The organism is Streptomyces sp. NPDC041784 (assembly GCF_055591025.1).
In genome coordinates, this window is sequence record NZ_JBVJAB010000004.1 from 104,520 (window position 1) to 131,324 (window position 26,805).

The following is a 26,805-nucleotide window of genomic DNA, read 5'->3' on the forward strand; positions in this document are numbered from 1 at the left end:
GCCCGTCGCGCGTTGGGCGTACTGCTGCCCGCTGCCACAGTCGAACGGGGCAGTGACGAGCTACGCGACGGGCTGCGCCGCACCGCCACGACCCGCTCCCGTGGTAGGGCGGCCGCGGGCGCGTCGTGGCGCGGCGGTCATCCGGTCGTGGTGCGGGTCGCGCGGATCAGCCATCGCGTTGCGGCCAGGCATACGGCGGAGACGGCCGCCAGGAGGAGGGGTACGGCGGTGACGCTCGACCACTCGATGACCTTGCCGAGGGCCGGGCCGGCCGCGACGCCGCCGACCATGGAGGCGGCGATGACCAGGGCGCCGGCGCGGCGGGCTCGAGGGGCGGCGCGGTGGAGCCAGGGGAGGCCGGTCGGGAAGATCGGTGCGATGAAGAGGCCTACGCCCGCGTAGGCGTAGGGGGCCAGGTCGGGTACGGCGGCCAGGAGGAGGCAGGCCGTCATGCCGGCGCAGGAGACCGTGATGATGGCCTGGGGCGAGAAGCGCAGGGCGAGGGGGACGATGAGGAAGCGGCCCACGGTCATCATCAGCCAGTAGACGGAGGTGGCGGTGGCGGCGAGACCCGCGGTGTAGCCGGCCGTTTCGAGGTGGGTGGGTTCCCAGCCGCCCACGCCTGCCTCGATGCCTACGTGCAGGACGTAGAGGACCACGAAGACGGCCAGTACCGAGCGCAGGGCGTGGGTGGCGGGGGTGTCGCTCCGGGAGCCCTTTGCGGGTTGTGGCGTGTGGTTGCGTACGCCTCGGAGGCAGAGGAGGAGAGGGAGGTTGGCCAGGGCGAAGGCCAGGAAGATCGCCGGGTAGTGGTCGGCGCCGACCGCGCCGATCAGGGCGGGGCCGAGGATCGCGCCGATGCCGAAGTGGGCGTTGAGGATGTTGAGCAGCGCGGTGGAACGGTGGCCGAAGCCGACGGCGAAGAGCTGGTTGAGGCCGTAGTCGATGCCGCCGAAGCCGAGGCCGGCGAGGAGGGCGGCGGTGAGGGCGAGGGGCCAGTTCGGGGCGAGGGCGAAGCCTGCGGCGCCGGCGGCCATGAGGAGGTACGAGGTGCCGAGGATGTGGCGGTTGCCCGTGCGGCCGTAGCGGCGGTCGAAGAGGAGGACGCCGGCCACCCCGCCGACGAAGTGGGCGCTCAGGGCGAGTCCCGCGGTGGAGGGCGAGAGGCCGAACTCCGCGCGCAGAGCCGGGATGGCGGGGCCGTAAAGGGCCTGGAGTGCGCCGATCAGGACGAAGCCCATGCAGGAGGCGGCCACGGCAGGGGCGGTGAAGAGCGGGCTGTCCGACGGTGCCGGTGGCGCCGGGGCGCGCTGGGCCAGGGGCTGGTCGGTCACGCGGACTCCAGGGCGGACGGCCCACGACGGTGTGGGTACGGGTGGTGAAGCTCCGACGGGCGTCGATGTTACCGGTAACATTCAGCGCGTCAAGGGCCCCGGAAACAGTGAGCGCCGGGGTGGACCCTTGTCGGCCACCCCGGCGCAACGCCGGCTGCGTGTGATCAGCCCTGGGCCGCGAACCGTACGAACGGGGCCCACCGTGAGGCCGCGAAGGCCAGTTGGGCGCGGGTGGGGGCCTTGGAGTCGCGGATGTGGATGGCGCCGGGTGCGGTGGCGGCCTCCAGGCACTCGCCGCCCTCATTGGGGTGCTGTCCTTGTCTCGCTCGGCGTCGGCCTTCTGGCTCGTTGGTGCTGTCAGGCGTGGATGGCGAGAAGCGCAGGCAAGCAGGCCGGGCCTCGGTGACCGCGCCCCGCTGGCGGCTCAGCGGCTGTGCAGCCAGGTGGTGGGCGTTGCGTCGGTCACCAGGGACTGGAGGGTGAAGGCTGCTGGGGAGAGGGCCAGGGCGAAGGCGCCGGTGCGGATGAGGAGGGGGACGGCTACGGCGTAGCTGTCGGTCTGGCCCTCGATGGTGCGCCAGTCGCGGAGGCGGCGGATGTCGCCGTCGAGGGTTTTCCAGAGGGACGCGCCGAACAGGAGGGCCACCAGTGCGCCGGAGGCGGCCAGGCCGCCCGTGAGGCCGAGGAATGCGCGGCGGGACTCGTGGTCCCTGATGCACAGGGTGACGCCGAGGAGGATGGGGACCGTCGCGAGGCCGTAGAGGAAGCCGCGCAGGATGATCCGGCCCAGGCGCAGTCTGGGCTCGTGCACTTCGGGCTCGCGTGCCGGGGACTTGGCGGGCATTCCGGCAACCTATCGGTCTTGGATACCGTCCCCGGTCGGTGCCCTCGCGTTGTCAGTGGCTGGTGTCAGCATGGGGACATGGCCGTGACGGGTGGGTTCGACTGGCGTGAGTTCCTGGTGCGTTGGAGCGGGGAGTGGGCCGATGCGCGGAAGCCCGAGGAATCGCTCGGGGAGGGGGACGAGGGGCTTCGGCGGGAGCGGTGGCTGGGGTTCGAGGGGGCGGACGAGCAGCGGATCGCTGCCGTCGAGGAGGGGCTCGGGAGTCGGTTACCGCCTTCCTACCGAGCCTTTCTGGAGGTGAGCGACGGGTGGCGGCACGCCGGGGGGTTCGTCTGGGTGCTCGCCGGGACCGGGCAGGTCCGTTGGCATGAGGACGAGGCTGGGCTCGGGCAGTGGGACCGGGAGGAGCTGAACGAGGACTCCACGCCGGAGGAGGTACTGCGCGCGGGGATGTGGGAGCGGGCGCTGCAGTTGGACGCGGAGTCGGACGCGACGTACGTGCTGATGGATCCGGGGGACGTGGACGACTCCGGTGAGTGGGCCGTCTACGTCTGGGCGTCCTGGCGTGCCGCGCCGCCCGAGCGTTACGACTCCTTCCGGGAGTTCATGGAGGCCATGCACACGGAGTTCCACAGTCTGCGGGCGGGCGATCTGGGGACCGCGTTCGTCAACGACACGACGCGCGCGTTGGACGCCTCGGTGGAGGAGGCCCGGCTCGACGCGCTGCGTGGGCGGTACGAGCGCGCGGAGGCGGTGCTGGCGAAGGCGATGGCGTACGGCAGACCGCGGGCGCGGGGGCTGCACGACCAGATCCGTCGGCTCTCGGGGTACCCCTACCGAGCCGACTTCGGTCTGCTCGCCTGCGATCCGCTGTACGCGCCCGAGCTGCTGCCCGTGCTCGCGGCCGACCACGTGCGGGACCACGGGCGGAGCGGCGGCGGCCTGTGGCTGGTCGATGCGGACGCGTCCGTGGAGGAGTTGGGCAGGGCACTGGTCGAGCAGATGCGGGCGGGGACGTTCCGGTATGCGCCCGGTGGGGCGTTCGGGCGGGCCGTGGAGGAGGCGCGGGAGCAGGCGCGGTGGGGGCGGACGGACGAGGCATGGCGCATCCTGCGGGCCGCGCTGCCGCAGTGGCGGCCCCGGGGGCCGGAGCAGCTGGCGCCGGTCGGCTTGCTCGCGGATCCGATCCTCGGTCCGGTGTGCGGTGTACGGGACCGGGGGCGGGAATTGCTGGCGACTCCACGGGCCGGAGAGAAAGGGGAGGCTCCCGTGCCTGCGGCCGACATCGACCCGCCGGGTTTGTCATGGCTGGCCGAGGCGGGCGCCGATGACCTCCGGACGGGGTACCGGTTCCTCCTCGTCGAGGGCGTCCGGCCGGACGAGCTTCCCGCACTGGTGGGGGTTGACGGTGAACTGCGGGGACCGGAGAGCCGGTTCGAGGCGCAGTTCGGGTCGCTTCGCGGTGCCGGCCAGGAGGCCGCGGAATGGGAGGACCGAGCGAAGGTGGCGGTCGGGCTGGCCGGAGCCGACTGGAGCTTCGCCTTCGACGACCGGCCGCAGCCGTTCAACGCGCCGCGGTTCGTGTCGCCCGCCGTCGCCGCCTCGCGGGGCGGGCGGGAGGCGAACCGGGCGGTGGACCGGCCTGTGGGCCGGGCTGTGGTGGTGTGGAGCGCTCCCGCCCTGCGCCCGGGACAGCCGGGGGTGTTTCACCTCTCCGTCGCGCAGGACGGCGAGGAGCGGTACGCGTTCACCGTCCGGGAGGACGGGGCGGCCGAGCGGCGGGGCGACATACCCGAATCGCTCGATCCGGAGCGCTTCTTCGGGGGACGTAGATCCGGCGGGTCCGGCAGGTCGGGTGGGTCCGGCGGGTCGGGTGGGTCCGGCGGGTCGGGTGGGTCCGGCGGGTCCGGTGAAGCGGGGTTCCTGGACGCCATGTCGGACGAGTTCGGTGTCGGGCTGCCCCGGTTCGCCCTGACCAAGGGACGCACGCACACCTTCACGACGCGGTCGTGGACGCGGCCACCGGAACCTGGCGAACGGGTCGCCGTCCTGCGCTTCATACGATCCCGGCCGAGTGGTGAGAGGGGGCCGGGAACGGGGACGGGGATGACGCCGGGAACGCACTGACGGTGTCGTAACGGGCACGGGTTGGTTGCGACAAGGGCTTTCGGGCGTGAGGGAGTTGAGAGGACGGAAGCATGCGGACATGAACCGGGACCGGTACGTGGACTTTCTGCGGGCGTGGGCGATTCTGCTCGTCGTCCTGGGGCACTGGCTGATCACCGGGCTGGTCCGGCTGCCGGACGGAGAGATCCGCGCGCCGGAGCTGCTGGCGACCCTGCCCTGGACGCAGTGGCTGACGCTCGGTTTCCAGATCATGCCGCTGTTCTTCCTCGCGGGTGGGTACGCGGCGGGCGGGTCCTGGGAGCGGGCGCGGGCCGCCGGCGGGACGGCCGCCGGGTGGGTGGGGCAGCGGGCGATACGGCTGCTGCTGCCCACGGCCGTGTACAGCGGGCTGGTGCTGCTCGCCGTCGGGATCTGCGCGGCCGTCGGCGTGGATCCCGGCACGCTCGCGCTCGTGGGGTGGGCGATGGCCATGCAGTTCTGGTTCCTGCCGGTGTACCTGCTGCTGAGCACGCTGACTCCGGTGCTGTACGCGCTGCACCGGCGGGGCGGGCTCTCCGTGCCGTTCGGGATGGGGGTGGCCGGGCTCGGTATCGGTGCCCTGGTGGTGGCGGTGGACGCGGAGTCGGGGTTCGCGGAGGCTGTCGGGGCGCTCAACTACCTGCTGGTGTGGGGGGTCGTCTACCAGCTGGGTTTCTGCTGGCGGGACGGGCTGCTGGGCCGGGGCCGTACCGTGCCGGCCGGGATGGCGGCCGTGGGCGGGGCGGGCTTCGCCCTGCTCGTCGGGCTCGGGCCGTTTCCCGTCAGCCTGATCCTGGTGACCGGGCAGGACCCCAGCAACACCAATCCGCCGTCGGCGGCCATGCTGGCGTGGGCCGTCGCCCAGGCCGGGCTGGCGCTGCTGGTCGCGCCCGCCGTACGGCGGGTGCTCGGGCGGGCGCGGGTGGGGCGGGCCGTGCGGGGGCTGGGCGCCGCCAGCATGACGCTGTACCTGTGGCACATGCTGCCCGTACTGGTGATCGCCGCCGCGTTCTATCTGACCGGGCTCGCGCCGCAGCCCGCCTACGGCTCGGTGGGCTGGTGGGTGCTGCGGGTGCCTTGGCTGGTGGTGCTGGGGGTCGTACTGGCCGCCGTCGTACGGGCGCTGCGACCGCTGGAGCGGCGGCTGGCCCTGACGGAGGCGCGGGTCCGGCCCGCCGCGGGGGTGCGGGGTGCCGGCGCCGGGCGGGTGTGGGCGGGGGTCGCGATCAGCGCCTGGGCGTTGACGTACTTCGCGGGGCACGGGTTCGCGTACGAGGGGCGGTTTCCGGTGCCGGCGGCAGTGGGGCTGGGGGTGGGGGTCGCGCTTGTGGCGATTCCCTGGGGAGGGAGGGAACGCGGGGAACACGGGGAGAGGAAGGTAGGTGGTGGGGCGAAGGTGCGGGACGGGGTCGAGGGGGCGTTGGAGGGGGCTGGGTGAAGCAACGCGGGGAGGCGATGCGGGGAGGGGCCGTTTGAGGGGATGGTGGGCGGGCTGTGCGAGGTCGGCGGTGGGGGTGTGAGGCCGCTCGGTGGCGTGCGTCGGCGTTCCCCGCGTCTGGGGGGCGGGACCCCCGCGACGTCGTGACATGACGTGACGTGACCCGGCCGGGGTCAGGCCGTTCGTTTGCGTGACGGCGTCTTCTTCGCCGGTGTCTTCTTCGCGGTGGTCTTCTTGGACGTCGATGTGCTCTTCGCTGCCGTCGATGTGCTCTTCGCCGCCGTCTTCTTCGCCGTCGTCTTTCTCGCGGCGGTGCCGGAGGAGGCCGACTTCTTCGCGGTGGACGTCGACTTCTTCGTGCCCGTCTGCTTGGGGGCGCTGCGGGCCGACTTGCGTTGAGGGAGGCTTCTGACCTCGCCCTCCTCCTCCGCCGCCGACGGCTCCTCGCCCCGCGACTCCTTCGCCGCCCGCACGCTCTTCTCCAGCGCCGCCATCAGGTCCAGGACCTTGCCGCCGGACGGTGGGGCCGGGGCCTCGGGCGGTGTCTCGCCGGCGGCCTTCGCGGCGACGAGTTCCTCGACCGCCTCCCGGTACTCGTCGTGCAGGTCGTCGAGATCGACCTCGCCGAGGGTGTCCATCAGAGCGTCCGCGAGGTCGAGTTCCTTGTCGCGGACGGTGACCGAGGTGTCCGGGGCGACGCCCTCGGGCGCGCGGACCTCGTCGGGCCAGAGCAGGCCGTGCATGGCGATCGCGTCGCCGACCACGCGGAGCATGCCGAGCCGCTCCCGGCCGCGCAGGGCGTACTTCGCGATGGCGACCTTGTTGCTGCGCTTCAGTGCCTCCCGGAGCAGGGTGTACGGCTTCGCGGCGGGGGCGCCGCCGGCCTGGAGGTAGTACGCGGCGTCCATCTGGAGCGGGTCGATCCGCTCGCCCGGCACGAAGGCGACGATCTCGATCGTCTTCGCGGTGGGGATCGGCAGGTGGGACAGGTCCTCGTCGGTGATCGGGACGATCGAGCCGTCGGCGTCCTCCCACCCCTTGCCGATCTCCGCGGAGCTGACCTCGCGGTCCTCCAGCTCGCAGACCTTGCGGTAGCGGATGCGGCCGCCGTCCTCGGTGTGGATCTGGCGGAAGGAGATCGTGTGGCTCTCGGTGGCGTTCACCAGCTTGATCGGGATGCTGACGAGGCCGAAGGAGATGGCGCCGTTCCATATGGATCGCACGTGCAGCATCCTCCTGAGCGGTAGAGCGGTAGAGCGGTAGAGCGGTAGAGCAGCGAGCGGTCGGCCGGGACACGTCGGGGCTTATGTGCCGGTTTCGTGTGATTCTCATCGTATGACGCCGATCACAGAGGTGGAGGGGCGGAGGCTCGCGCTCAGCAATCTGGAGAAGGTGCTGTATCCGGCGACCGGCTTCACCAAGGGTGAGGTGCTGCACTACTACGCGACCGTGGCCGAAGCCCTGCTCCCCCATCTGCGGGACCGGCCACTGTCCTTCCTGCGCTATCCGGACGGGCCGGACGGACAGGTGTTCTTCGCCAAGAACGTGCCGCCGGGAACGCCCGAGTGGGTCACCACCGCCGAGGTGCCGCGGTCGGAGGGGCCGGCCCGGATGGTGCTCGTACAGGATCTGGCCACGCTGATCTGGGCGGCGAATCTCGTCACCGAGTTCCATACGCCCCAGTGGGTGATCCAGGAGCCCGGACAGGCGGACCGGCTTGTTTTTGACCTCGATCCCGGTGCGCCGGCGGCCGTCGCCGAGTGCTGCGAGGTCGCGCTGTGGCTGCGGGAGCGGCTGGCGGCGGACGGGATCGAGGCGTACGCGAAGACGTCGGGGGCGAAGGGGCTGCATCTGCTGGCGGCGGTGCGGGGGGCGTCGTCCGAGCGGGCCACGGAGTACGCGAAGGAGTTGGCCGTGGAGGCGGAGCGGGCGATGCCGCGGCTGGTGGTGCACCGGATGACGCGGAGTCTGCGACCCGGGAAGGTCTTCGTCGACTGGAGCCAGAACGCGGCGCGGAAGACCACGGCTACGCCGTACACGTTGCGGGCGCGGGCCGAGCCGACCGTGTCGGCGCCGTTGACCTGGGAGGAGGTGGAGGAGGTCACCGAGTTTCGGGGGCCCGGGCGGTTGGTGTTGCGGGCGGAGGATGTGGCGTCCCGTGTCCACGATCACGGTGACCTGTTGGGGCCGCTGCTCGATGTGGATCGGGCGGCGCCGCTGCCGTGAGGGCGGGACGGTGCCGTGTCACATACCCGCCGCCGCCGTGGTCTGCGGGGCCCGGGGCCTTGTCTCGCCCCCGCCGCCCCTACCCGTCCCATCCCCAGGGGCTCCGCCCCCTCGACCCCGCTGGGGGCTGCCGCCCCCAGGCCCCCGCTTCGGCCCTGAACGGGCCTCGCCCTCAAACGCCGGACGGGCTGGAAGACGCGGTCGGCCCCCGACCCACCCTCAAACATCGGACGGGCTGAGTGACTGGTCGGACCGAGGACCGCCCTTCACACCCTCCCCCACGTCCTCCGGTCCCGCGCCATCGCGTGCAGTGCCTCCACGTCCGCCGGTTTCAGGACACCGCCCAGGCGGGAGAGGTCGGGGAGGTCGGTGTCCGTGAGGACGCGGACCTCTCGGGGTGGGGTGGTGAAGGAGATGTCCGTGGGGCCCACGAGGGCCAGGACGGGGCGGACCTCGGCGGTCAGGGCGTAGGAGGCGCGGTCGGCCTCTGCGCGGACGCGGCGGAGCAGGGGATCCGGGTCGTGGCGGCCCAGTGCGACCAGCGGGTCGGCGACGCGTACCCGCTGCTTGCGGGCGTACAGCGAGTGGACCGCGAAGAGGCCGCCGGGGCCGATGGCCAGGTGATGGACGCGGTCGCCGCCGGGGAGCGGGATCGAGTGGAGGGTGTGCCAGCCGGCGCCGTCGAGGCCGTCCAGGGCCTCACCGACGGTCTGCTCGGCCGCGAGCGCGCGTCGGCGGGGGTCGGTCCGGAGCCGGTGGGCGGGGCCCGGGTCGCGGTCCAGGGCGACCAACAGGGCCTCGCCGGGCCGGTTGGGGGCCAGGTCGTCGTCCGGGGGGAGGGCGAGCCGGGCCAGCTCCGCCGGGGTCGGCACCGGCGGCGGGCCGATCGTGACCGGGCCGGTCAGGAAGGGGCCGAGGGCCTCCAGCACGTCCTCTCTGCGATCGTCGCTGAGCAGGTTGATCCGGGCCGTCTCACGGTCGTACCAGGCGATGTTCCTGCCGTCCGTGAGACAGACGTAGAGCCGCTCCTGGCCATGCCGCCAGGTCGGTACGACGCGCAGTCCGCTCATGCACCATCACCCCACTGACCATGGGAACAGGCGGGATGCTCCACGGGCAAGAAGGCGGTTACCTTTGGAGGGAGTTGGGCAGTCCCTCCAGAAGGATGTCGCAGCCCCTCGGGGAGCGCGTTGGGGAGGCGCCGTTGCGGACCCGCAGGAAGCAACCCGATGTACCGGCACCGGACGGTCCGTGGGACGAGATCGTGCCCGGCCTGTGGATGGGCGGCCATGAGTTCCGGGGGCGTTCGGGCCAGCTGGAGTCCGCCGTGGTGCGCGACGAGTTCGATCTCGTCCAGACGCTGCTGCGCCGGTCCGGACACGGGCCGGACGCCGGCGTGGAGCACCATGTGTGGCCGATTCCGGACGGTCCGCTGGACGGCACCCAGCTCGCGGGGGTGATCCGGCTGGCCCAGGCCGCGGGCGACGCGCTGGACGCGGGCCGTACGGTCCTCGTCCGCTGTTACAGCGGGTACAACCGCTCGGGCCTGGTGGTGGCGCACACCCTGACCCGCCGGGGGCACTCGGCCGACGAGGCGATCCGGCTGATACGGTCGCGGCGCTCACCGTGGGCCCTGCACAACGAGCTGTTCGTCGAGTACCTGCGGGCGGGGCTGCCGACGGCCAGGCTGCTGGAGGAACTGGCCGAGTGACCATGAACAATCGTTTCATCCGCACACACCCGCCCGGTGCACAAAAAGGACTTTCCTACGAATAAGGTGTACGGGGCCCCGCAACACCATGCACCACAGGAGTCCCGTGCCGCCCCGTCGCCCCTCCCGTACCGCCCTCGCCGCAGTGGCCGTCGCCCTGCTGGCCTCGGCCGCCACGGCCTGCGGTGACGCCGGTGGGCTCCAGGGCGCGGGCGCCACACCGACCGCGGTCAGCCCGGACAAGCTCTGGCCGGATCTGACCCCCGCCTCCAGCCCGGCCTTCGAGCTGGGCGAGGTCGAGACCGAGGTGGTGAAGGGCGTCACCCTGCCCGGCGGCGACATCCGCGCGGTGGACCCGGTGGAGGTGGTGCGCAAGGAGATCGCCGCGTCACCGGGCGACTACGCCGACGGGGCGTACGACGAGACGGCCCGGCGGATGGCCGACTGCGGGCGCGGCGGCGAGGCCGGACGCCGGTGCCCGGTGCTGCGGGCGTACTACCGCGACCTCACCGGCGACGGCCGGGACGACATGACCCTGGGCTTCCAGCAGCTGCCCGGCAATCTGACCGCCGTCCGCGTCTACACCGCGCGGGGCGACCGGCTCGTCCAGATCATGGCCTACGAGGACGCGGTGAGCGGCGTCGAGCTGGCCGGGCGGTCCGTGATCATCCGGGCCCCGTCGGAGGTCGCGGGGTACGAGTACCGGCTCCAGTGGACGTGGGACCCGCAGCAGCGGGCGATGCTGCTCACCCATGACGAGATGCTGCGGACCGGTGATCCCAAGCGCTCGCCCCGTCCGACGGGATCCGCCGGTTCCCCGTCCCCGTCCTCCTCTTCGGCGCCCTCCCCGTTCTCCGCCTCGTCCTCCGCTTCGTTTTCCTCCTCGTCCTCCTCGTCCTCCTCTCCCTCTCCCTCCCGCTCCGCGAGTGGCCGATGAGGCTCGCGCGACCCCGGTGGTCCGGCACGCTCGCCGTGAAGGCCGCCGTGTTCATCACGGTCATGTGCTGTGCGCTGGCCGCCCTGCTCGGCGTCCTGGTGCATGTCTCGGTGACCCACCAGACCGTCGGCCAGGCCCGCGACCTCGCGCTCTCCCGGCTGGAGGACGCGACGACGGCGTTCGAGGCCGGGGACACCCTCGGCCCGGGCGCGGGCGTCGACCCGCCGGGACTGCCCGCGTCCCTGCGGACGCTGGCGCTCTCCGGAGAGCGCGGCACGATGGTCGCCGACCACCGGGGGCGGCCCACGATGTGGGCGGCCGGCCCGGTGGACGGCGGCCGGACCCTCGCCGTCCAGGTGGACTACGCGCAGAGCGCCCGCACCATCGAGGGGCTGGACCGGGCGATCCTGTGGTCGTCGGGGCTGGCGATCGGGGCGACGCTGCTGGTCGGCGCGTTCGCGGTGACCCGGGTGACCCGGCGGCTGCACACCACCGCCCAGGTCGCCCGGCGGATCAGCGCGGGCGATCTGGACGCGCGGGTGGGCGACCCCCGCACGAAGGACCCGGGCCGGCCGCAGGACGAGGTGGCCGCGGTCGCCGTCGCCCTCGACACGATGGCGGCCACGCTCCAGAGCAAGCTGCTGAGCGAGCAGCGCTTCACCGCGGACGTGGCGCACGAGCTGCGCACCCCGCTGACCGGACTGCACGCGGCGGCCGAGCTGCTGCCGGCGAGCCGGCCGACTGAGCTGGTGCGCGACCGGGTGGCGGCGCTGCGCACCCTGACCGAGGACCTGCTGGAGATCTCCCGGCTGGACACCGGACGGGAGCGGCTGGAGCTGGACGCGGAGGAGCTGGGGGCGCTGGCCGGGCGGGTGGTGCGGGCGTCGGGGACGGACACGGAGATCCGGGTCGTCCGGGACGCGCGCGTGGAGACCGACCGGCGACGGCTCGAACGGGTGCTGGGCAACCTGGTCTCCAACGCGCACCGGCACGGGCGGGCGCCGGTGGAGCTGACCGTGGACGGGGCCCTGGTCACCGTACGGGACCACGGGGACGGGTTCCCGGAGTACCTCGTGGAGCACGGCCCCCAGCGGTTCCGCACCGAGGGCGGGGCGAAGGGGCACGGGCTCGGGCTGACCATCGCGGTCGGCCAGGCGGAGGTCCTGGGCGCCCGGCTGACCTTCACCAACGCGGCGGACGACGGCGGGGCCGTGGCGACACTGACGCTGCCTTCGGCGTAGCGACCGGCGGGCGAGAGCCCCGGCGGGCGGGTGGGTGGACCGGGGGGCGGGTGGACCTCGCCCGCGCGCCCCTATGGCCCAGCGTGACGGGCGTGGCCCGGGCCGTGCTCCTAATGTGGCGATTGGTCAGTTTCACTCCCCGTGTGGAGGTATCGCCATGCCCCTGCGCCGCTCCGCCCTCACCCGGCTCGCCATAGTCATCGACACCATCGGCGAGGCACCGCGCTGGTGCTGACCCTCCTCAAACCGTCCGACCGGTCTGAACCGTCTGAACCATCCGACCCGTCCGACCCGTCCGACCCATCTGACCCGACATCACATCCAAGGCTCACAAGGAGCCCCATTTGGGTAAGTTCCGGACATGACGCGAGCCGGAGTCGGCGCCGGGACCGGTGCGCGGATCACTGTGGCGGCGGCCGACGCGCCCGCCGCCGCGGTCCGCCTCCCCCGGCGCCGGGGCATCGAGCTGTCCCTCATCGTCGTAGCCGTCCTGCTGTCGGTGTACGGCTACTGCGCGGTCGGTCTGGCCAGGAACGGCACCGTCCCGCCCGGCGCCGCCGGCTACGGCGCCGGGCTCGGCGTGCTCGCGCTGCTGGCGCATACCGCCGTACGGTTGCGCGCCCCCTGCGCCGACCCGCTCCTGCTGCCCATCGGTGTGCTGCTCAACGGGATCGGCCTGGTGCTGATCTACCGGCTGGACCTGGAGACGCCCGGCGACCGGGGGGCGCCCACCCAGCTGGTGTGGTCCACCCTCGGCATCACGCTCTTCATCCTGGTCGTGGCGGCCCTGCGCGACCACCGGGTGCTCCAGCGGTACGCGTACGTGTGCGTGGTGGCCGCGCTGGCCCTGCTCACCCTGCCGATCTTCTTCCCCGCCGTGAACGGTGCCCGGATCTGGATCCGGATCGCCGGATTCTCCATCCAGCCGGGCGAGTTCGCGAAGGTGCTGCTCGCGGTGTTCTTCGCGGCGTACCTGGCGGCGAACCGCACGGCGCTGGCGTACGCGGGCCGGAAGATCTGGTTCATGCAGCTGCCGACGGGCCGGGTGCTCGGCCCGATCATGGCGATCTGGCTGCTGAGCGTGGGCGTGCTGGTCCTGGAACGGGACCTGGGCACCTCCCTGCTCTTCTTCGGACTCTTCGTGATCATGCTGTACGTCGCCACCGGCCGCACCGGCTGGATCGCGGTCGGTCTGCTGCTCGCGGCGCTGGGCGCGGTCGCCGTGGGCCGTCTGGAGCCGCACGTCCACGGCCGGATCGAGGACTGGCTGCACCCGTTCGCCTCCATCGAGGCGGGCCTCGGCCCCAACCAGCTCGCCCAGTCGCTCTTCTCCTTCGCGGCCGGCGGCATGCTCGGCACCGGCCTGGGCCTCGGCCACTCCCATCTCATCGGCTTCGCCGTGAAGTCCGACTTCATCCTGGCGACGGCGGGCGAGGAACTGGGCCTGGCCGGGCTGTCGGCGCTCTTCCTGCTGTACGGCCTGCTGGTGGAGCGCGGCTTCCGGGCGGGCCTCGCCCTGCGCGACCCGTTCGGCCGGCTGCTGGCGATCGGGCTCGCCTCGATCGTGGCGCTCCAGGTGTTCGTGATCGCGGGCGGGGTGACCGGTCTGATCCCGCTGACCGGTATGGCGATGCCGTTCCTCGCACAGGGCGGCTCGTCGGTCGTCACCAACTGGGCGATCGTGGCGCTGCTGATCAGGGTGAGCAATTCGGCGCGGCGGCAGTACGACGGAAAGGCGGCGCCATGAGGAACGGGGTGCGCGGGGGCGGGAGCCCCACGACGGCCGAGGGCGCCCGTTGACCCGGCACATCCGGCACGCCGCCGCGTTCTGCGCGCTGCTCCTGCTGGCCCTCCTGGTCAACGCCCTGCGCGTCCAGGTCGTCCAGTCCGGCGTCTACGACGGCAACCCGGCGAACCGGCGCGACTCCATCGCCCGCTACGGCCAGCCCCGCGGCGACATCCTGGTCGGCGGCGCCCCGGTGACCGGCTCCCGGGACACCGGCGAGCAGCTGCGCTACGAACGGACGTACCGCGACGGGCCGTTGTACGCGCCGGTGACCGGCTTCGCCTCGCAGGAGTACGGGACGACGTTCCTGGAGCACGCCGAGGACGGTGTGCTCTCCGGCGCCGATCCGCTGCTGGCGCCGTTCCCGCTGTGGAACGACGTGACGCGGGGCCGCCCGGCCGGCGGGAACGTCGTCACGACCCTCGACCGCCGGGCCCAGCGCGCCGCGTACGACGGGCTGCGCGGCCGCAAGGGCGCGGTGGCGGCGGTGGAGCCGGCGACGGGGCGGATCCTGGCGCTGGTGTCGAGTCCGTCGTACGACCCGTCCGTGCTGTCCGGGAACGACGCCGGGGCCGAGCGGGCCTGGGCGCGGCTGAACGGCGATCCGGACCAGCCGATGCTCAACCGGGCGGTCCGGCAGACGTATCCGCCGGGGTCGACCTTCAAGGTGGTCACCGCGGCGGCGGCGCTGGACGCGGGGGTGATCACGGATCTGGACGAGCCGACCCGCTCCCCCGCCCCGTACACCCTGCCCGGTACCAGGACGCGTCTGACGAACGAGGGCGACGGCTGCCGGGACGCCCCGCTGCGGGTGGCGTTCGAGTGGTCGTGCAACACGGTGTTCGCGAAGCTCGGCGTGGACGTGGGGCTGGCCAGGATGACGCGTACGACGCAGGCGTTCGGTTTCAACGCGACGGACCTGCGGATCCCGTTCTCGGTCGCGACGAGCACCTTCGACACCTCGCTGGACCGGGCGCAGCTGGCGCTGTCGTCGATCGGGCAGTACAACACGCGGGCGACGCCGTTGCAGATGGCGATGGTGTCGGCGGCGGTGGCCAACGGGGGGATGCTGCGCGAGCCGTACCTGGTGGAGCGGACCACCCGGCGGAGCGGGGCGACGGTCGCGACGGCCGGGTCCCGGGCGTCGCGTCAGGCGATGTACCCGTCCACGGCGCGGCGGATGCGGGAGCTGATGGAGGGCGTGGTGCGCGAGGGCACCGGCACGAACGCGGCGATCCCCGGCGCGATCGTCGGCGGCAAGACCGGCACCGCCCAGCACGGCCTCGGCAACGTGGGAACGCCGTACGCCTGGTTCGTGTCGTGGGCGCAGGGCGAGCGGGAGTTCGAGCCGGGGGTGGCGGTCGCGGTGGTGGTGGAGGACGGGTCGGCGGACCGCGGGGACATCACCGGGGGCGGGATGGCGGCGCCGATCGCGCGGGCGGTGATGGCGGCGGTGCTCAGCTCGTGAGACGGGGGGTTCCGGGCGCGGACAGGAGCGTCCTACGGTGCACGCATGACTGACGCAGCGCACGGAAAAGCCCCGGAGACCGCTCCCGAATCCGCCGCCCTCGAACTCGCGCAGGTCAACATCTCCCGCCTCAAGTTCCCGCTGGACTCACCCGAGTTGAAGGACTTCGTCGACGCCCTCGACCCGGTGAACGCGGACGCGGAGGCCGCAGACGGCTATGTCTGGCGGCTCCAGTCGGAGGGCGGCGACGCCACCGACATCAAGGTCTTCGGGGACGACTGGCTGATCGTCAACATGACGGTGTGGCGGGACACCGACGCCCTGACCGCGTACATGTACCAGGGGCGCCACCGGGAGATGATGTCCCGTCGGCGGGAGTGGTTCGAGCGGGTCCAGGAGGCGATGACGGCCCTGTGGTGGGTCCCGGCGGGCCACCGGCCGACGGTCGCGGAGGCCGAGGCGCGCCTCCTCCACCTGCGGGCGCACGGTCCGACGCCGTACGCCTTCACCCTGCGGACGTCCTTCCCGCCGCAGGGCGCGGAGCCGGTCTCCTTCGCCGTACCCGAGGAGCTTGGCTGCTCGGTCTAGGGCAGCCTCAGCCGGAACGGGTCGGGCGGTGGCGGGCGGTTGTGGCCGCAGTCGATCTCGTCGCCGTCCTCGTCCCCGACGAACGCGTGCGACGGGGCGTACACCGTGATCGTGCCCGGCTCGTGGGTCACCTCGAACAGACCGTTGTCCTCGGGGGTGAGCGCCCAGATCACGAAGGTCTCACCGGGCCGCATCCAGTGGTCGCTGCCGTACGGTTCGAGGATCAGCTCCAGGAGTTCCTCGCCGCGGTTGGTCACCCGGAAGCCGACGACCGGGTCCGAGGCCGCCGTCACGCGCGCCGTCCGGTGCCGGGCAGCGGCTCCCGCCGCTCCAGCCAGCGGGCCGGGACGTCCTCGACGCCGGTGCGGGCCGCCACGACGCCGCCGGTGATCGCGCAGGTGGTGTCGACGTCCCCGAAGCCCTCGGCCGTGGTCCACAGGGCGGCGACGAGGTCGTCGGGGTGGCGGGCGGCGGACCAGAGGGCGAAGGGGACCGTGTCGTCGGCGCGGATGCGCTGACCGTTGCCGAGAAGGTCCGAGGCCTTCCAGGGCTCGGTGGCCAGGGGCAGTGCGGCGGCGCGGGCGAGGCCCTCGCGGACCGCGCTGTCCGGGGTGAGCCCCGCCACCGCGTCCAGGGTCAGCTCCCGCCGGGCGGAGAGCGCCGCCGCGACGGCCACGGCGACCGCGCCGGCGATGCCCTCCGGATGGGCGTGGGTGACCTCGGCGGAGCGGACGGCCTGCTCGATCACCCGGTCGAGGTCGGCGTGGAACCAGGCGCCCAGGGGTGCGACGCGCATGGCCGCCCCGTTGCCGAGGCTGCCCTCGCCGCCGAACAGCTCGCGGCTGAACTCCGGCCAGCGGGCGGGCTCGGGGAGCAGCCGGGGCAGCAGGTCGTGCATGCCGCTGCCGTAGCCCCGGGCGGCGTCGGCGTCGTGGCCGAGCGCGAAGGCGAGGGCCAGTTCGGTACGCCGGATCTCGCCGTACTGATCGAGGACCCGGAGGACGCCGAGGGCCATCGCGGTGTCGTCGGTCCAGTGCCAGTGCGGCTCCGGCGGCATACGGCGGGCGCGGACCTCCGCGTACGCCTGCCGTGGCGGCCGGAAGAGCGGGAACCAGCGCTCGCCGAAGGCGTCCCCGAGAGACAGGCCCTCCAGGCTGCGGCGTGCGGCGGCGCGGTCCGCGACGGTTGCGGATGCGGTGCTCACTCGTCTCCCCCCGACGTCCACCCCGGCCCGGCCAGTCTCGCACGCCTGTACGGGAACGGGCGCGTGGACGACAAGTAGCCGCACGGGGATTGACGACCTTGCTGACAGGCAGTCTCATAAGAGCCATGACGACCCTCACCGAAGACGGCGCGCTGGAAGGGCTGCGGGACGCGCTCGGCCTGCTCAAGGACCGGGAGCAGGTGGCCGAGCGACTGCTCGCCTCCTCCGCCAGGCACTCCTTCGACCCCGACAAGGAACTGGACTGGGACGCGCCCTTCGAGGAGGGCAAGTGGTTCTGGCCGCCGGAACTGCTCTCGCTCTACGACACCCCGCTGTGGAAGCGGATGAGCGAGGAGCAGCGGATGCTGCTGTCCCGGCACGAGGCGGCCGCGCTGGCCTCGCTGGGCATCTGGTTCGAGATCATCCTGATGCAGCTGCTGGTCCGGCACATCTACGACAAGGCGGCGACGAGCGCGCACGTGCGGTACGCGCTGACCGAGATCGAGGACGAGTGCCGGCACTCGAAGATGTTCGCCCGGCTGATCGCCCACGGGGACACGCCCTGGTACCCGGTGAGCCGCGCCCACCAGCAGCTCGGCCGCCTGTTCAAGACGATCTCCACCACCCCCGGCTCCTTCACCGCGACCCTGCTCGGCGAGGAGGTCCTCGACTGGATGCAGCGGCTGACCTTCCCGGACGAGCGGGTCCAGACCCTGATCCGGGGCGTCACCCGGATCCACGTCGTCGAGGAGGCCCGGCACGTGCGCTACGCCCGTGAGGAGCTGCGCCGCCAGATGGTGACCGCCCCGAAGTGGTCCCAGGAGTTCACCCGGGTCACCGCCGGCGAGTTCGCCCGCATCTTCTCGGTCGCCTTCGTGAACCCCGAGGTCTACACGAACGTCGGCCTGGACAGGCGCGAGGCCCTCGCCCAGGTGAAGGCCAGCGGACACCGCCGCGAGGTCATGCAGACGGGCGCCAAGCGGCTCACGGACTTCCTGGACGACATCGGCGTCCTGCGGGGCGTGGGACGGCGGCTGTGGAAGTCGTCGGGGCTGCTGGCCTGACAACGCCCCCGGGGTCACGAGCTCGGGCGCGCGTGGCGGGCGGGGGGATTACGCTGCACGTCATGACCCCCGCCGCCCCCGCCTACCGTCGGCTCAGCGTGGAGGAGCGCCGCAGCCAGCTGCTCGACGCCGCGCTCTCCCTCTTCGCGCACCGCGTCCCCGAGGACGTCTCGCTGGACGACGTGGCGGAGGCCGCCGGGGTCTCCCGGCCGCTGGTCTACCGGTACTTCCCCGGCGGCAAGCAGCAGCTGTACGAGGCGGCGCTGCGCTCCGCCGCCGAGGAGCTGCGGCACTGCTTCGACGAGCCGCAGGTCGGCCCGCTCCTCCCCCGGCTCGGCCGCGCCCTCGACCGCTATCTCGCCTTCGTCGGCCGCCACGACGCCGGTTTCAGCGCCCTGCTCCAGGGCGGCAGCGTGGTGGAGACCTCCCGGACGACCGCCATCGTGGACGGCGTACGACGGGCCGCCGCCGAGCACATCTACGCCCACCTCGGGGTCGCCGATCCCGGGCCCCGGCTGCGGATGACCGTCCGGATGTGGATCACGGCGGTCGAGGCGGCCTCCCTGATCTGGCTCGACGAGGACCAGGATCCGCCCGCCGACGAGCTGCGGGACTGGCTGGTGGAGCAGCTCGTCGCGCTGCTGACCGTGACCGCCGCCCGGGATCCGCAGAGCGCCGAGCTGGTCCGGGACGCGCTGGCCGCCGAGTCCTGATCGACACTGGTGGCGTGAAGAGCGAAGACACCCCCTTCGAGGGCGGGCCCATGGACGGCCGCGTCCTGCCCGTCCTGGTCGGCCCCACCGGGCAACCGCCGAAGACCTACCGCATCCCCGTCCCCGACGCGGCCGGCGGCCCGCCCACGATCCTGGTCTACCGGCGCGTCCCGCGCGGCCACAGCCGGCGGCTCGGACTCCCGCGGGGCTGGAAGTACGAGTACGACCCCACCGGGAAGGCCGGGGGCGGACTGAAGTGGCCGTGGTCGAAACCGGAAACCCCCACGCCGGAGGAGCGCCGGGACGACACCGACGGGTGACCCCGTTGCGCCGAACCGCGCACGCCCGGCGCGCGGAACGCCCCGACGCGTCCCATGCTCGCCGTGCGGGACGGAGGGGCCACCCGGGCACCTCCCCCGCAGTGGAGGTGATGACGTGTCAGAAAGACTGCTGCGTCTGGCCTGTACGGCGGTATCGGCGATGACGACGGTGACGGCCCTGACGACCCTGACGGCGGCGCTGGCCGCGCAGGTCGTCCTGGCCCCCGGGGCCGCCGTGGCCGTACCGGTACCGGACCCGGCCGGACCGCCGGCCACCGCGCCCCAGGACCCGGCACCGCCCGACCGGCGGTCCGTAGCCGCGCTGCTGACGGACCTTCAGCGGCTGTACCGGGAGGCCGAGCGGGCCACCGAGGCGTACAACGCCACCGAGGAGAAGCTGAAGGAACGGCGGGCCGAGACCGACCGGCTGGAGACCGCCCTGGCGAAGGCCCGGCTGTCCGTGCACGAGAGCCGGGGCGCGGCCGGCCGGCTGGCCCGCCAGCAGTACCAGAGCAGCACCGACATCTCCCCGTACGTCCGGCTGCTGCTCGCCCGCGATCCGCAGCACGCGCTCGACGAGGGCCACGTGATCGGCCGGCTGGCACGGGAGCGGGCCGAGACGGTGGGCCGGCTGGAGGGCAGCGAGCACCGGGCCGGCGAACTGGCCCGCCGGGCCCGCGCCGCCCTCGACGCCCAGCTCACCCTCACGGAACGGCGGAAGAAGGAACGCGACGACGTCCGCCGCCGCCTCGACGACGTCGAGAGACTCCTCGCCTCCCTCACCACCGCCCAGCTCACCGCGATCGCCGAACGGGAGCGCGCCGATGTCGCCGAGGCCCAGCGGAAGGTCATGGCCTCCGGCGAACTGGACGACTCCCGCCCGCCGTCCACGGAAGGAGACCGCGCGGTGCGGTACGCGGTACGGCAGATCGGGAAGCCGTACCAGTGGGGTGCGGAGGGCCCGAGGTCGTACGACTGCTCGGGCCTGACCTCCGAGGCCTGGGGCCACGCCGGCACCCCGATCCCGCGCACCAGCCAGGAACAGTGGGCACGGCTGCCGAGGATCCCCCTGAAGGAACTGCGCCCCGGCGACCTGGTGGTCTACTTCCCCGAGGCCACGCACGTGGCCCTGTACCTGGGCGACGGCAAGGTGGTCCAGGCCCCGCGCACCGGAGAGAAGGTCAAGATCTCCCCGATCGCGTCCCACCCGGTCCTGGGGGCCGTACGCCCGGATCCGAGGGGAAGGCCCCTACGACGCCCTGCGCCCCCGAGCCTCCCGAACCCTGGAGACCTCAAGAGCCTCCAGGGCCACCAGGGCCACCAGGGCCCGTCCTAGTCCGTCACCGTGGCAGGGCCCGTCCTGGTCCCCGTCACCGTGCGGCCATTCGGCTCGTCAGGCTCCGGTCAGCGAGCCCAGGTAGGCGGCCGTGTTCTCCGGCTCATAGAAGAAGTTCTCGAAGTCCGCCGGGTCGTTGAAGGCGTTGGCGAAACGGTCCGCCGCCGGCGGGAGTTGTCCCGCCGCGCCCAACAGGTTCACGATGTGCTCCGGCGGCGGGGCCAGCATCGCGTTGGTCCACTTGGTGACGTGCTGCGCGGTGTCCCAGTAGCGGTCGAACGTGGCACGCATCCACTCCTCGTCGAACTCCTTTTCGCCCCGCTCCAGGATCGACGCGAGGTACGCCGCCGCGCACTTGGAGGCGGAGTTGGAGCCCTGACCGGTGATCGGGTCGTTGGCGACGACCACGTCCGCGACGCCGAGGACCAGCCCGCCGCCGGGCAGCCGGCCGATGGGGTTGCGGACGGTCGGCGCGTAACGGCCGGCCAGCGTGCCGCCCGCGTCGGTCAGTTCGACGTCCCGCGCCCGCTCGTACTCCCAGGGCGTGAACTTCTCCATGAGTTCCAGGGTCAGGGAGAGGTGCTCCGCCGGGTCCTTGACGCCGTTGAAGACGTCGAGCGGGCCGCCGGGTATGCCCTCCCAGAAGAGGATGTCGGCGCGCCCGGACGTGGTGAACGTCGGCATGACGAACAGTTCGCCGACGCCGGGGACCAGGTTGCAGCGGACCGCCTCGGTGTCCGGGTGCTCCGGGCGCGGGCCCAGGCCGTGGACGTAGGAGACGGCCAGCGCGCGCTGCGGCTCGCGGTAGGGGGAGCGCTCGGGGTCGCGGGCGAACATGGAGACCAGTTCGCCCTTGCCCGCGGAGACCAGGACGAGGTCGTAGGCGCGGGAGAAGTAGTCGAGGTCGGAGACGGCCGCGCCGTGGATGACGAGCTGGCCGCCGCGCTGGGCGAAGGTCTCCATCCAGCCGGCCATCTTCACCCGCTGGTCGACGGACTGCGCGAAGCCGTCGAGCCGGCCCAGCCAGTCGATCGCCCGCTGGGTGGGGCCCGGGTCGTGCGAGCCGGGAGCGGCCACCGAGACGCCGAGTCCTTGGACCTTCGGGGCCTGGGACTCCCAGAAGTTCAGCTGGAGATCGCGCTCGTGCTCGAGGGCCGTGTGGAACATGCACTGCGTCGACATGACCCGGCCGGAGCGGATCTCGTCCGCCGTCCGGTTCGACATCAGGGTGACCTCGTACCCGTGCGACTGGAGGCCGAGGGCGAGCTGGAGTCCGGACTGGCCGGCTCCGACGACGAGTATCTTCCGCATGCGGGGGTGGCTCCTAAGGGGCGACTACTCGGGGGTTTCGTCCAGCGCGTGGCCCACCAGGGCCAGGAGGGTCTCGATCACCGAGATCCGGCGCCGCGCGTCCATGATCATGACAGGTATGTGCGCGGGGATGGTCAGCGCCTCCCGCACGTCCTCCGGCTCGAACAGCTCGCTGCCGTCGAAGTGGTTGACGGCGACGACGTACGGCAGCCCGCAGCTCTCGAAGTAGTCCAGCGCGGGGAAACAGTCCTTGAGCCGGCGGGTGTCGGCCAGGACGACCGCCCCGATCGCGCCGCGCACCAGGTCGTCCCACATGAACCAGAACCGCTGCTGGCCCGGCGTACCGAACAGGTAGAGCACCAGGTCGTCGTCGAGTGTGAGGCGGCCGTAGTCCATGGCCACCGTGGTAGTGGTCTTCTCGGGCGTACCGGTGAGGTCGTCGGTCTCCTCGCTGGCCTCGGTCATCAGCGCCTCCGTCTGGAGGGGCTCGATCTCCGAGACCGTGCCGACGAGGGTCGTCTTGCCGACGCCGAAACCGCCCGCCACCACGATCTTCGTCGCGATGGGGGCGCGGGTGCGGTCCGTCTGCCAGGGCTGAAGGGGCTCGTCGGTCCGGGGTGCGACGAGAGGGGTGACGCCAAAGGAGGAGGCGGCGTCAGAGACGACGGAGTCCACTCAGCACCCTTTCCAGCAGAGCGCGGTCGGGACGGCCCGTACCGTGAGCGGTACCGGTGCCGTACACACGGATCTTTCCCTGGTCCGCGAGGTCGCTGAGGAGGACGCGGACCACGCCGAGCGGCATCCTCAGCAGCGCGGCGATCTCGGCCACCGTGCGCATACGGCGGCACAGCTCGACGATGGCCCGCAGTTCCGGCATGACTCTGGCTGCGAGGGAACCTCCCCCACTGCCAAACGCGTGGGCGGTGCCCCCAGTCAGTTCCTTGCGCTCCTCGGGGGCTTCGAGGGCGGCCACGAAGGTCTCCACCAGGAGGACGTGGCCGAAGCGGGTGCGGCCGCCGGTGAGCGAGTAGGGGCGGACGCGGGCGGGCCTGCGCTCGCCGCCGCGGACGGGGAGCTGGGGGCGGCTCGGGGTGTCGCTCATCGGGCGCTCCCGGCGGACTCCGACTCCAGGGATTTCCTCAGCTCACTGCGGAGTTCGGGGGTGAGGACGTGGCCGGCGCGGCCGACGAAGAGGGCCATGTGGTAGGCCACGACACTCATGTCGCAGTCGGCGGAGCCGTGGACGCCGAGCAGGGAGCCGTCGCTGATCGACATCACCAGGAGGCTGCCCTCCGCCATGGCGATCATGGTGTGCTTCACCCCGCCGAACTCCATGAGCCGGGCGGCGCCGATGGTGAGGCTGCCGATACCGGAGACGATGGTGGCGAGGTCGGCGGAGGAACCGCGCGGGCCGGTGGGTTTCTCGCTCCGGGCCTGCCGTGCCGCGTCGTTGCGGTCCGGGTCCGAGGAGAGGAGGAGCAGTCCGTCGGAGGAGACGACCGCGACGGACTGGATGCCGGGCACCTCTTCCACCAGGTTGGTCAACAGCCAGTGCAGGTTACGGGCTTCACTGCTCAGTCCGAAGGTACTGGGCGCGGTCAACTGCTTGCCTCCTCGACTGTGCCCCCCGTGTCTTCTTCGGCGTGTGCGTGTGCTTCTTGAGCTGTTTGAGGTGACGGAACCTTGTTCTGGCCCGTCTTTTCGGCGATCTCCGCTTCTACGTCGCGGTAGCCGGCCTCCGCCCCCCGGCGGAAGCCGCCCAGCCGGCGGCGGAGGGCCTCGGCGTCGACCGAGGCGGTCCGCTGCCGCGGGGCTTGTGCGGGTGAGGTGATTCTGGGTGTGCGCTTGGGCAGGCCCTTGTCGGTGACGAGTTCCTCGGACCGGTCCGGGACCCGGCTGTGCTCCGGGCTGCTGTCGCCGTCGACGCTGTCGCCGGCGGCGGGCTCGGGGGTGCGGTCCCGCTCCGCGGCCTCTTCCGGTTCCGGGTGCGTTTCCATGTCCGCGTCCGCGGCCGGTTCCGCCTCCGCTTCCCCGAGGGGACCCGGCAGCAGAAGTTCCATGGTCGTCTCGGCGGGGAGGTCGACCGACTGCCCGACGGGGGCGGCGGTGCCGGTTCCGGCCGGGGCGACGGCGTCCGCTCCGGCCGAGGCGGCCGTGTCGGGTCCGGCCGGGAGTGAGGTGTCGTCGTCGGCCGGGAACCTTGCGGGCCGCCCGGCGGCGCCGGACTCGGCCGAGGATTCGGCGCGTGCCTCGGGCTCGGTCTCGGCCGGGGTCTCGGAGTGGGGCTCGACCGGAGTCTCGGTACGGGGCTCAACCGGACGACCGGCCGGAACCTCGGCGTCGGCCTCGGCGAACCGCTCGGCAGGCGTCCCCGACGCACCCTCGGCGCCACGCCCGGCCTGAGTCTCAGTACGGGGCTCCGCCGGCGCCCCGGACGCGCCCTCCGCGCGGCGCCCCGCCAAGGGCTCCGCCGGTGTCATGGGCGAGGTCTCCGTGCGGGGCCTCGGTACCGTCTCCCCGCGCTTCTCCTCCCCCGCCTCGTGTACGGCCCGCTCGGCCAGCGTGACCAGGGGGTCCGCGGTGGGCTTCGGGCGGCCCGGGAGGACGTTGGAGTTGGCCTCCGCGTCGGCGCCGGGGAGGGAGAAGGTCGGGGTCGTGGAGGAAGCCGGCGTGGCGGACGGGACCGCGGCCGAGGGGGCCTCGGCGAGCAGCGGGGTCGGCAGGACGACGACCGCCGTCACCCCGCCCTGCTGCTGCTCGCGCAGCTGCACCCGCACCCCGTGCCGGTGGGCGAGGCGGGCCACGACGTACAGGCCGAGGCCGAGCCCCTCCTCGCCCTCCTGGTCGTAGGGGGTCTCCGGGTCGAAGTCGGTGAGGCGGCCGTTGAGCCGGGTCAGGCGCTCGCCCGTGATCCCGATGCCCTCGTCCTGGACGGAGAGCATGACCTCGCCGTTCTCCAGGAGCCAGCCGGAGACCTCGACGGGGAGGTCCGGCGGGGAGAACGAGGTGGCGTTCTCCATGAGTTCGGCGAGCAGATGGCTCAGGTCGTCCGCGGCGAAGCCGGCCACGTGCGCGTGCGGCGGCAGCGAGGAGATACGGACCCGCTCGTAGCGCTCGATCTCGCTGACGGCCGCCCGGACCACGTCCACCAGCGGGATCGGACCCGCGTGCTGCTGCACGTGTTCCGTGCCGGCGAGGACGAGGAGGTTCTCGCTGTGCCGGCGCATGACCGTGGCGAAGTGGTCGAGCTTGAAGAGGGTGGCCAGCCGGTCGGGGTCCTGCTCGCGCTCCTCCAGGGTCTCGATGACGGCGAGTTGGCGCTCGACGAGACCGAGGGTACGCAGGGCGAGGTTGACGAAGGTGCCGGTGATGCTGGACCGCAGCCGCTCCAGCTGGGCGGCGGACTCGGCGAGTTCGGCGCGGAGCTCCTCGCGGGCGTCGGCCATCTTCTGGCGCTGGCCGACGAGGTGCTTGCGGTCGGACTCCAGCGTTCCCACCCGCTCGTGGGCGGCGAGGACATGCGCGTGCAGGGCGTTGACCGAGCGGACGACCTGGGCGAACTCGTCGTTGCGGCCGGTGAACGTGACCGGTTCCTCGGCGGCCGGGTTCTCGGCCTCGGCGAGCCGGGCGGAGCCGCGGCGCAGCGCGGAGAGCGGGCGGGTGAGGCTGCGGGCCATGCCGGTGGCGACGGTGACCGCGAGCAGCATCAGCGCGCCGAGCAGGGCGACCCGGATCTCCAGCGCGGTGACGTCGTCGTCGCGCAGCTGGGCGAGGTCCTCGGTGCGGTGGTTGTAGGAGGCGGACTCGGCGCCGCGCATCAGGTCGACGCGGGCGGAGAGCGCGGCGTCCAGCTTCTTGACACTGGTGGCCAGGTCGCCGGCGCTCAGCCTGGGCTGGTCGGTGAGGGCGGCGAGGTACTTCTCGGCGGTGTCGACGTCGCCGCCGGTGACCGTGGAGTCGTAGGAGTCCACCGCGTCCTCGGGCGCGCTCTGGCGGAAGTCGGCGAGGGCCGCGTCGGAGCGGACCCGGGACTGCTGGGCGGCGGCGGTGAGGGCGTCGCGCTGTTCGGTGTCGGCCTCCGAGGAGACCTTCTCGGTGCTCGCCAGGCCGGTGACGGGGTCGACGACGGACTGGGTGGTCGTGGGCACGTTGAGCGCGGCGAGCAGCAGTCCGCGGGTCGCGGAGGCCTGCTGGACGGCGGTGTCGAGGGCGACGAGGGCGTGCGCGCCGGAGCCCGCGCGCGGCGGCGTCTGCTCCGCGAGCCGCTCGGCGAGCCCGTGCAGCGCGGTGATGACCTTGGAGTAGGCCTCGTGCGCCTCCAGGGCGGTGCCCTCACCGGTGAGCGCGCTCCGGCGCACGGACACGATGGAGTCGAGGGCCTCGCGCAGCGCGGCGGAGGTGTCCGTGTCGGCGGTCAGCTCGCGCGCCTGGCGGTCCACCCGGTCGCTGCCCTGGGTCGACGGCGCCTCGGATTCGGGGCGGCCGGCCGCGACGTACACGGTGACCTCGTCGCGTTCGTCCGCGAGGGACTGGGCGAGGGCGAGGGCGTCCTGGGTCCGCTCGGCCAGGGTCACCAGGTCCTGGGAGTCCTTCAGCTGCCCGGAGGCGGTGAGGAGTGCGGGAGCACCGGCGCCGGCGATCGCGGCGGCGACCACCGCCACGGCGATGATCAGCCGGTTGCGTACATGGGTGGGCCGGCCCTTGCCGACAGGGGTGCGCTCCGCGCCCCCCTCGGAGGCCGTCTGCCTGCCTGTGCGCCGAGGCCGCGTCTTCTGCACCGGTGCTCGCATTCCTGACTCGTGTGCCCATGGGCCGGATGTGACGCTCCGTCAACTGATGCGTACGTCCGGTTCGGTCCCCGACCCTCCCAGTGCCGGTGGGCAGGGGCCGCGCATCGCTTGCCCCGCCACCCGAAGGAGTGAACATCGGAGGGGAGTTGGCGGGCAAGTTCCCCTGGCGTGCGCGGAGGCCTTTCCCGGCAGGCCGGTTGGACGTGAGCGGCGGGCTTTGACAGTATTCGCCACCACGTCTTCCCGGAGCCCTTCATTCCCTCCCAAAACAGGCGTCTGACCTGCGCTGGTACGCCTGTTCGGCAACCGATGCCAGCCTTTTGCGGAGGCCGTGGAGCAGTCGTGCAGA

25 protein-coding genes are annotated in these 26,805 nt (G+C 72.8%); 13 read left to right on the top strand and 12 right to left on the bottom strand.

The annotated features are described in order from the left end of the window. Nucleotides 1-137 precede the first annotated feature (137 nt). The 3 genes from ACZ6D7_RS09885 to ACZ6D7_RS09895 all read right to left on the bottom strand — a co-directional run bounded on the left by ACZ6D7_RS09885 (nucleotide 138) and on the right by ACZ6D7_RS09895 (nucleotide 2,178). On the bottom strand, nucleotides 138-1,334 hold the full coding sequence (locus ACZ6D7_RS09885; RefSeq protein WP_469486357.1) for an MFS transporter: 1,197 nt from the start codon (nucleotides 1,332-1,334) through the stop codon (nucleotides 138-140). Between the two features lie 164 nt (nucleotides 1,335-1,498). Continuing rightward, nucleotides 1,499-1,777: a DUF397 domain-containing protein gene (locus tag ACZ6D7_RS09890; protein WP_469487909.1), complete on the bottom strand. Its 279-nt coding sequence runs from the start codon at nucleotides 1,775-1,777 to the stop codon at nucleotides 1,499-1,501. After that, nucleotides 1,759-2,178, bottom strand: a complete 420-nt coding sequence (locus tag ACZ6D7_RS09895; protein WP_469486361.1) for a DUF6336 family protein — start codon at nucleotides 2,176-2,178, stop codon at nucleotides 1,759-1,761. The genes ACZ6D7_RS09890 and ACZ6D7_RS09895 overlap by 19 nt, the downstream gene beginning before the upstream one ends. 78 nt (nucleotides 2,179-2,256) lie before the next feature. On the opposite strand from ACZ6D7_RS09895, the gene ACZ6D7_RS09900 reads away from it, so the two are divergent. Together ACZ6D7_RS09900 and ACZ6D7_RS09905 are read left to right on the top strand one after the other, a co-directional pair. Next, nucleotides 2,257-4,305 (top strand): SMI1/KNR4 family protein, encoded by a 2,049-nt coding sequence (locus ACZ6D7_RS09900; protein ID WP_469486364.1) that lies wholly within the window; start codon nucleotides 2,257-2,259, stop codon nucleotides 4,303-4,305. A 79-nt stretch (nucleotides 4,306-4,384) separates the two neighbouring features. Next, nucleotides 4,385-5,761, top strand: a complete 1,377-nt coding sequence (locus ACZ6D7_RS09905) for an acyltransferase family protein (RefSeq protein ID WP_469486367.1) — start codon at nucleotides 4,385-4,387, stop codon at nucleotides 5,759-5,761. A gap of 173 nt (nucleotides 5,762-5,934) precedes the next feature. Here ACZ6D7_RS09905 and ku read toward each other — a convergent pair whose 3' ends face one another. Then, entirely contained in the window at nucleotides 5,935-6,984 is a 1,050-nt protein-coding gene (ku, locus tag ACZ6D7_RS09910) for a non-homologous end joining protein Ku (RefSeq protein WP_469486370.1), read from the bottom strand. A 112-nt stretch (nucleotides 6,985-7,096) separates the two neighbouring features. Here ku and ligD point away from each other — a divergent pair, with 112 nt between their 5' ends. Beyond that, on the top strand, nucleotides 7,097-7,987 hold the full coding sequence (gene ligD / locus ACZ6D7_RS09915; RefSeq protein WP_469486373.1) for a non-homologous end-joining DNA ligase: 891 nt from the start codon (nucleotides 7,097-7,099) through the stop codon (nucleotides 7,985-7,987). A 266-nt stretch (nucleotides 7,988-8,253) separates the two neighbouring features. Here the strand turns inward: ligD and ACZ6D7_RS09920 are convergent, their stop codons facing one another. Next, nucleotides 8,254-9,057: a nuclease-related domain-containing protein gene (locus ACZ6D7_RS09920; RefSeq protein WP_469486376.1), complete on the bottom strand. Its 804-nt coding sequence runs from the start codon at nucleotides 9,055-9,057 to the stop codon at nucleotides 8,254-8,256. 134 nt (nucleotides 9,058-9,191) lie between these two features. On the opposite strand from ACZ6D7_RS09920, the gene ACZ6D7_RS09925 reads away from it, so the two are divergent. The 6 genes from ACZ6D7_RS09925 (at nucleotide 9,192) to ACZ6D7_RS09950 (ending at nucleotide 15,718) form a co-directional block, all read left to right on the top strand. After that, on the top strand, nucleotides 9,192-9,698 hold the full coding sequence (locus tag ACZ6D7_RS09925; protein WP_469486379.1) for a protein-tyrosine phosphatase family protein: 507 nt from the start codon (nucleotides 9,192-9,194) through the stop codon (nucleotides 9,696-9,698). An 88-nt stretch (nucleotides 9,699-9,786) separates the two neighbouring features. Further along, the gene (locus tag ACZ6D7_RS09930; RefSeq protein WP_469486382.1) at nucleotides 9,787-10,635 is read left to right on the top strand and encodes a hypothetical protein; all 849 of its coding nucleotides are present in this window, start codon (nucleotides 9,787-9,789) and stop codon (nucleotides 10,633-10,635) included. Further along, the gene (locus ACZ6D7_RS09935) at nucleotides 10,632-11,876 is read left to right on the top strand and encodes an ATP-binding protein (protein ID WP_469486385.1); all 1,245 of its coding nucleotides are present in this window, start codon (nucleotides 10,632-10,634) and stop codon (nucleotides 11,874-11,876) included. Before ACZ6D7_RS09930 ends, ACZ6D7_RS09935 begins: the two co-directional genes overlap by 4 nt. A 361-nt stretch (nucleotides 11,877-12,237) precedes the next feature. Next, nucleotides 12,238-13,623 (top strand): FtsW/RodA/SpoVE family cell cycle protein, encoded by a 1,386-nt coding sequence (locus tag ACZ6D7_RS09940; protein WP_469486388.1) that lies wholly within the window; start codon nucleotides 12,238-12,240, stop codon nucleotides 13,621-13,623. A gap of 49 nt (nucleotides 13,624-13,672) precedes the next feature. Then, nucleotides 13,673-15,130, top strand: a complete 1,458-nt coding sequence (locus tag ACZ6D7_RS09945) for a peptidoglycan D,D-transpeptidase FtsI family protein (RefSeq protein ID WP_469486391.1) — start codon at nucleotides 13,673-13,675, stop codon at nucleotides 15,128-15,130. A gap of 45 nt (nucleotides 15,131-15,175) precedes the next feature. After that, nucleotides 15,176-15,718 (top strand): DUF3291 domain-containing protein, encoded by a 543-nt coding sequence (locus ACZ6D7_RS09950; protein ID WP_469486396.1) that lies wholly within the window; start codon nucleotides 15,176-15,178, stop codon nucleotides 15,716-15,718. Here ACZ6D7_RS09950 and ACZ6D7_RS09955 read toward each other — a convergent pair. Continuing rightward, nucleotides 15,715-16,011: a hypothetical protein gene (locus tag ACZ6D7_RS09955; RefSeq protein ID WP_469486399.1), complete on the bottom strand. Its 297-nt coding sequence runs from the start codon at nucleotides 16,009-16,011 to the stop codon at nucleotides 15,715-15,717. The genes ACZ6D7_RS09950 and ACZ6D7_RS09955 overlap by 4 nt on opposite strands. After that, the gene (locus tag ACZ6D7_RS09960) at nucleotides 16,008-16,922 is read right to left on the bottom strand and encodes an ADP-ribosylglycohydrolase family protein (RefSeq protein WP_469486404.1); all 915 of its coding nucleotides are present in this window, start codon (nucleotides 16,920-16,922) and stop codon (nucleotides 16,008-16,010) included. The genes ACZ6D7_RS09955 and ACZ6D7_RS09960 overlap by 4 nt, the downstream gene beginning before the upstream one ends. Nucleotides 16,923-17,047: 125 nt before the next feature. Here ACZ6D7_RS09960 and ACZ6D7_RS09965 point away from each other — a divergent pair, with 125 nt between their 5' ends. The 4 genes from ACZ6D7_RS09965 to ACZ6D7_RS09980 all read left to right on the top strand — a co-directional run bounded on the left by ACZ6D7_RS09965 (nucleotide 17,048) and on the right by ACZ6D7_RS09980 (nucleotide 20,355). Continuing rightward, complete coding sequence (locus ACZ6D7_RS09965) at nucleotides 17,048-17,986, top strand: AurF N-oxygenase family protein (protein WP_469486406.1); 939 nt, start codon at nucleotides 17,048-17,050, stop codon at nucleotides 17,984-17,986. A 62-nt stretch (nucleotides 17,987-18,048) separates the two neighbouring features. Beyond that, complete coding sequence (locus ACZ6D7_RS09970) at nucleotides 18,049-18,699, top strand: TetR/AcrR family transcriptional regulator (RefSeq protein WP_469486409.1); 651 nt, start codon at nucleotides 18,049-18,051, stop codon at nucleotides 18,697-18,699. 14 nt (nucleotides 18,700-18,713) lie between these two features. Further along, nucleotides 18,714-19,019: a hypothetical protein gene (locus ACZ6D7_RS09975; protein WP_469486412.1), complete on the top strand. Its 306-nt coding sequence runs from the start codon at nucleotides 18,714-18,716 to the stop codon at nucleotides 19,017-19,019. A 115-nt stretch (nucleotides 19,020-19,134) separates the two neighbouring features. Then, the gene (locus tag ACZ6D7_RS09980) at nucleotides 19,135-20,355 is read left to right on the top strand and encodes a C40 family peptidase (protein WP_469486415.1); all 1,221 of its coding nucleotides are present in this window, start codon (nucleotides 19,135-19,137) and stop codon (nucleotides 20,353-20,355) included. Between the two features lie 57 nt (nucleotides 20,356-20,412). Here ACZ6D7_RS09980 and ACZ6D7_RS09985 read toward each other — a convergent pair whose 3' ends face one another. Genes ACZ6D7_RS09985 through ACZ6D7_RS10005 form a run of 5 tightly spaced genes read right to left on the bottom strand, consistent with a single transcriptional unit; the run spans nucleotide 20,413 to nucleotide 26,444 of the window. Beyond that, nucleotides 20,413-21,666: a styrene monooxygenase/indole monooxygenase family protein gene (locus tag ACZ6D7_RS09985; RefSeq protein WP_469486419.1), complete on the bottom strand. Its 1,254-nt coding sequence runs from the start codon at nucleotides 21,664-21,666 to the stop codon at nucleotides 20,413-20,415. Between the two features lie 24 nt (nucleotides 21,667-21,690). Next, the gene (locus tag ACZ6D7_RS09990) at nucleotides 21,691-22,341 is read right to left on the bottom strand and encodes a GTP-binding protein (protein ID WP_469486422.1); all 651 of its coding nucleotides are present in this window, start codon (nucleotides 22,339-22,341) and stop codon (nucleotides 21,691-21,693) included. Beyond that, a complete protein-coding gene (locus ACZ6D7_RS09995) occupies nucleotides 22,322-22,768 on the bottom strand; it encodes a DUF742 domain-containing protein (RefSeq protein ID WP_469486425.1) in 447 nt (148 codons plus the stop codon). Before ACZ6D7_RS09995 ends, ACZ6D7_RS09990 begins: the two co-directional genes overlap by 20 nt. Next, entirely contained in the window at nucleotides 22,765-23,268 is a 504-nt protein-coding gene (locus ACZ6D7_RS10000) for a roadblock/LC7 domain-containing protein (RefSeq protein WP_469486428.1), read from the bottom strand. Before ACZ6D7_RS10000 ends, ACZ6D7_RS09995 begins: the two co-directional genes overlap by 4 nt. Further along, a complete protein-coding gene (locus ACZ6D7_RS10005) occupies nucleotides 23,265-26,444 on the bottom strand; it encodes a sensor histidine kinase (protein WP_469486430.1) in 3,180 nt (1,059 codons plus the stop codon). Before ACZ6D7_RS10005 ends, ACZ6D7_RS10000 begins: the two co-directional genes overlap by 4 nt. Nucleotides 26,445-26,805: the final 361 nt, after the last annotated feature.

Excerpts from the sequence above, each read along its gene's own strand:
- ACZ6D7_RS09920 (WP_469486376.1), bottom strand. The coding sequence starts at position 9,057 with ATGAGCGGACTGCGCGTCGTACCGACCTGGCGGCATGGCCAGGAGCGG.
- ACZ6D7_RS09900 (WP_469486364.1), top strand. The coding sequence starts at position 2,257 with ATGGCCGTGACGGGTGGGTTCGACTGGCGTGAGTTCCTGGTGCGTTGG.
- ligD (WP_469486373.1), top strand. The coding sequence starts at position 7,097 with ATGACGCCGATCACAGAGGTGGAGGGGCGGAGGCTCGCGCTCAGCAAT.
- ACZ6D7_RS09940 (WP_469486388.1), top strand. The coding sequence starts at position 12,238 with ATGACGCGAGCCGGAGTCGGCGCCGGGACCGGTGCGCGGATCACTGTG.
- ACZ6D7_RS09985 (WP_469486419.1), bottom strand. The coding sequence starts at position 21,666 with ATGCGGAAGATACTCGTCGTCGGAGCCGGCCAGTCCGGACTCCAGCTC.
- ACZ6D7_RS09905 (WP_469486367.1), top strand. The coding sequence starts at position 4,385 with ATGAACCGGGACCGGTACGTGGACTTTCTGCGGGCGTGGGCGATTCTG.
- ACZ6D7_RS09995 (WP_469486425.1), bottom strand. The coding sequence starts at position 22,768 with ATGAGCGACACCCCGAGCCGCCCCCAGCTCCCCGTCCGCGGCGGCGAG.
- ACZ6D7_RS09895 (WP_469486361.1), bottom strand. The coding sequence starts at position 2,178 with ATGCCCGCCAAGTCCCCGGCACGCGAGCCCGAAGTGCACGAGCCCAGA.
- ACZ6D7_RS09965 (WP_469486406.1), top strand. The coding sequence starts at position 17,048 with ATGACGACCCTCACCGAAGACGGCGCGCTGGAAGGGCTGCGGGACGCG.
- ACZ6D7_RS09950 (WP_469486396.1), top strand. The coding sequence starts at position 15,176 with ATGACTGACGCAGCGCACGGAAAAGCCCCGGAGACCGCTCCCGAATCC.
- ACZ6D7_RS09935 (WP_469486385.1), top strand. The coding sequence starts at position 10,632 with ATGAGGCTCGCGCGACCCCGGTGGTCCGGCACGCTCGCCGTGAAGGCC.
- ACZ6D7_RS09930 (WP_469486382.1), top strand. The coding sequence starts at position 9,787 with ATGCACCACAGGAGTCCCGTGCCGCCCCGTCGCCCCTCCCGTACCGCC.
- ACZ6D7_RS09970 (WP_469486409.1), top strand. The coding sequence starts at position 18,049 with ATGACCCCCGCCGCCCCCGCCTACCGTCGGCTCAGCGTGGAGGAGCGC.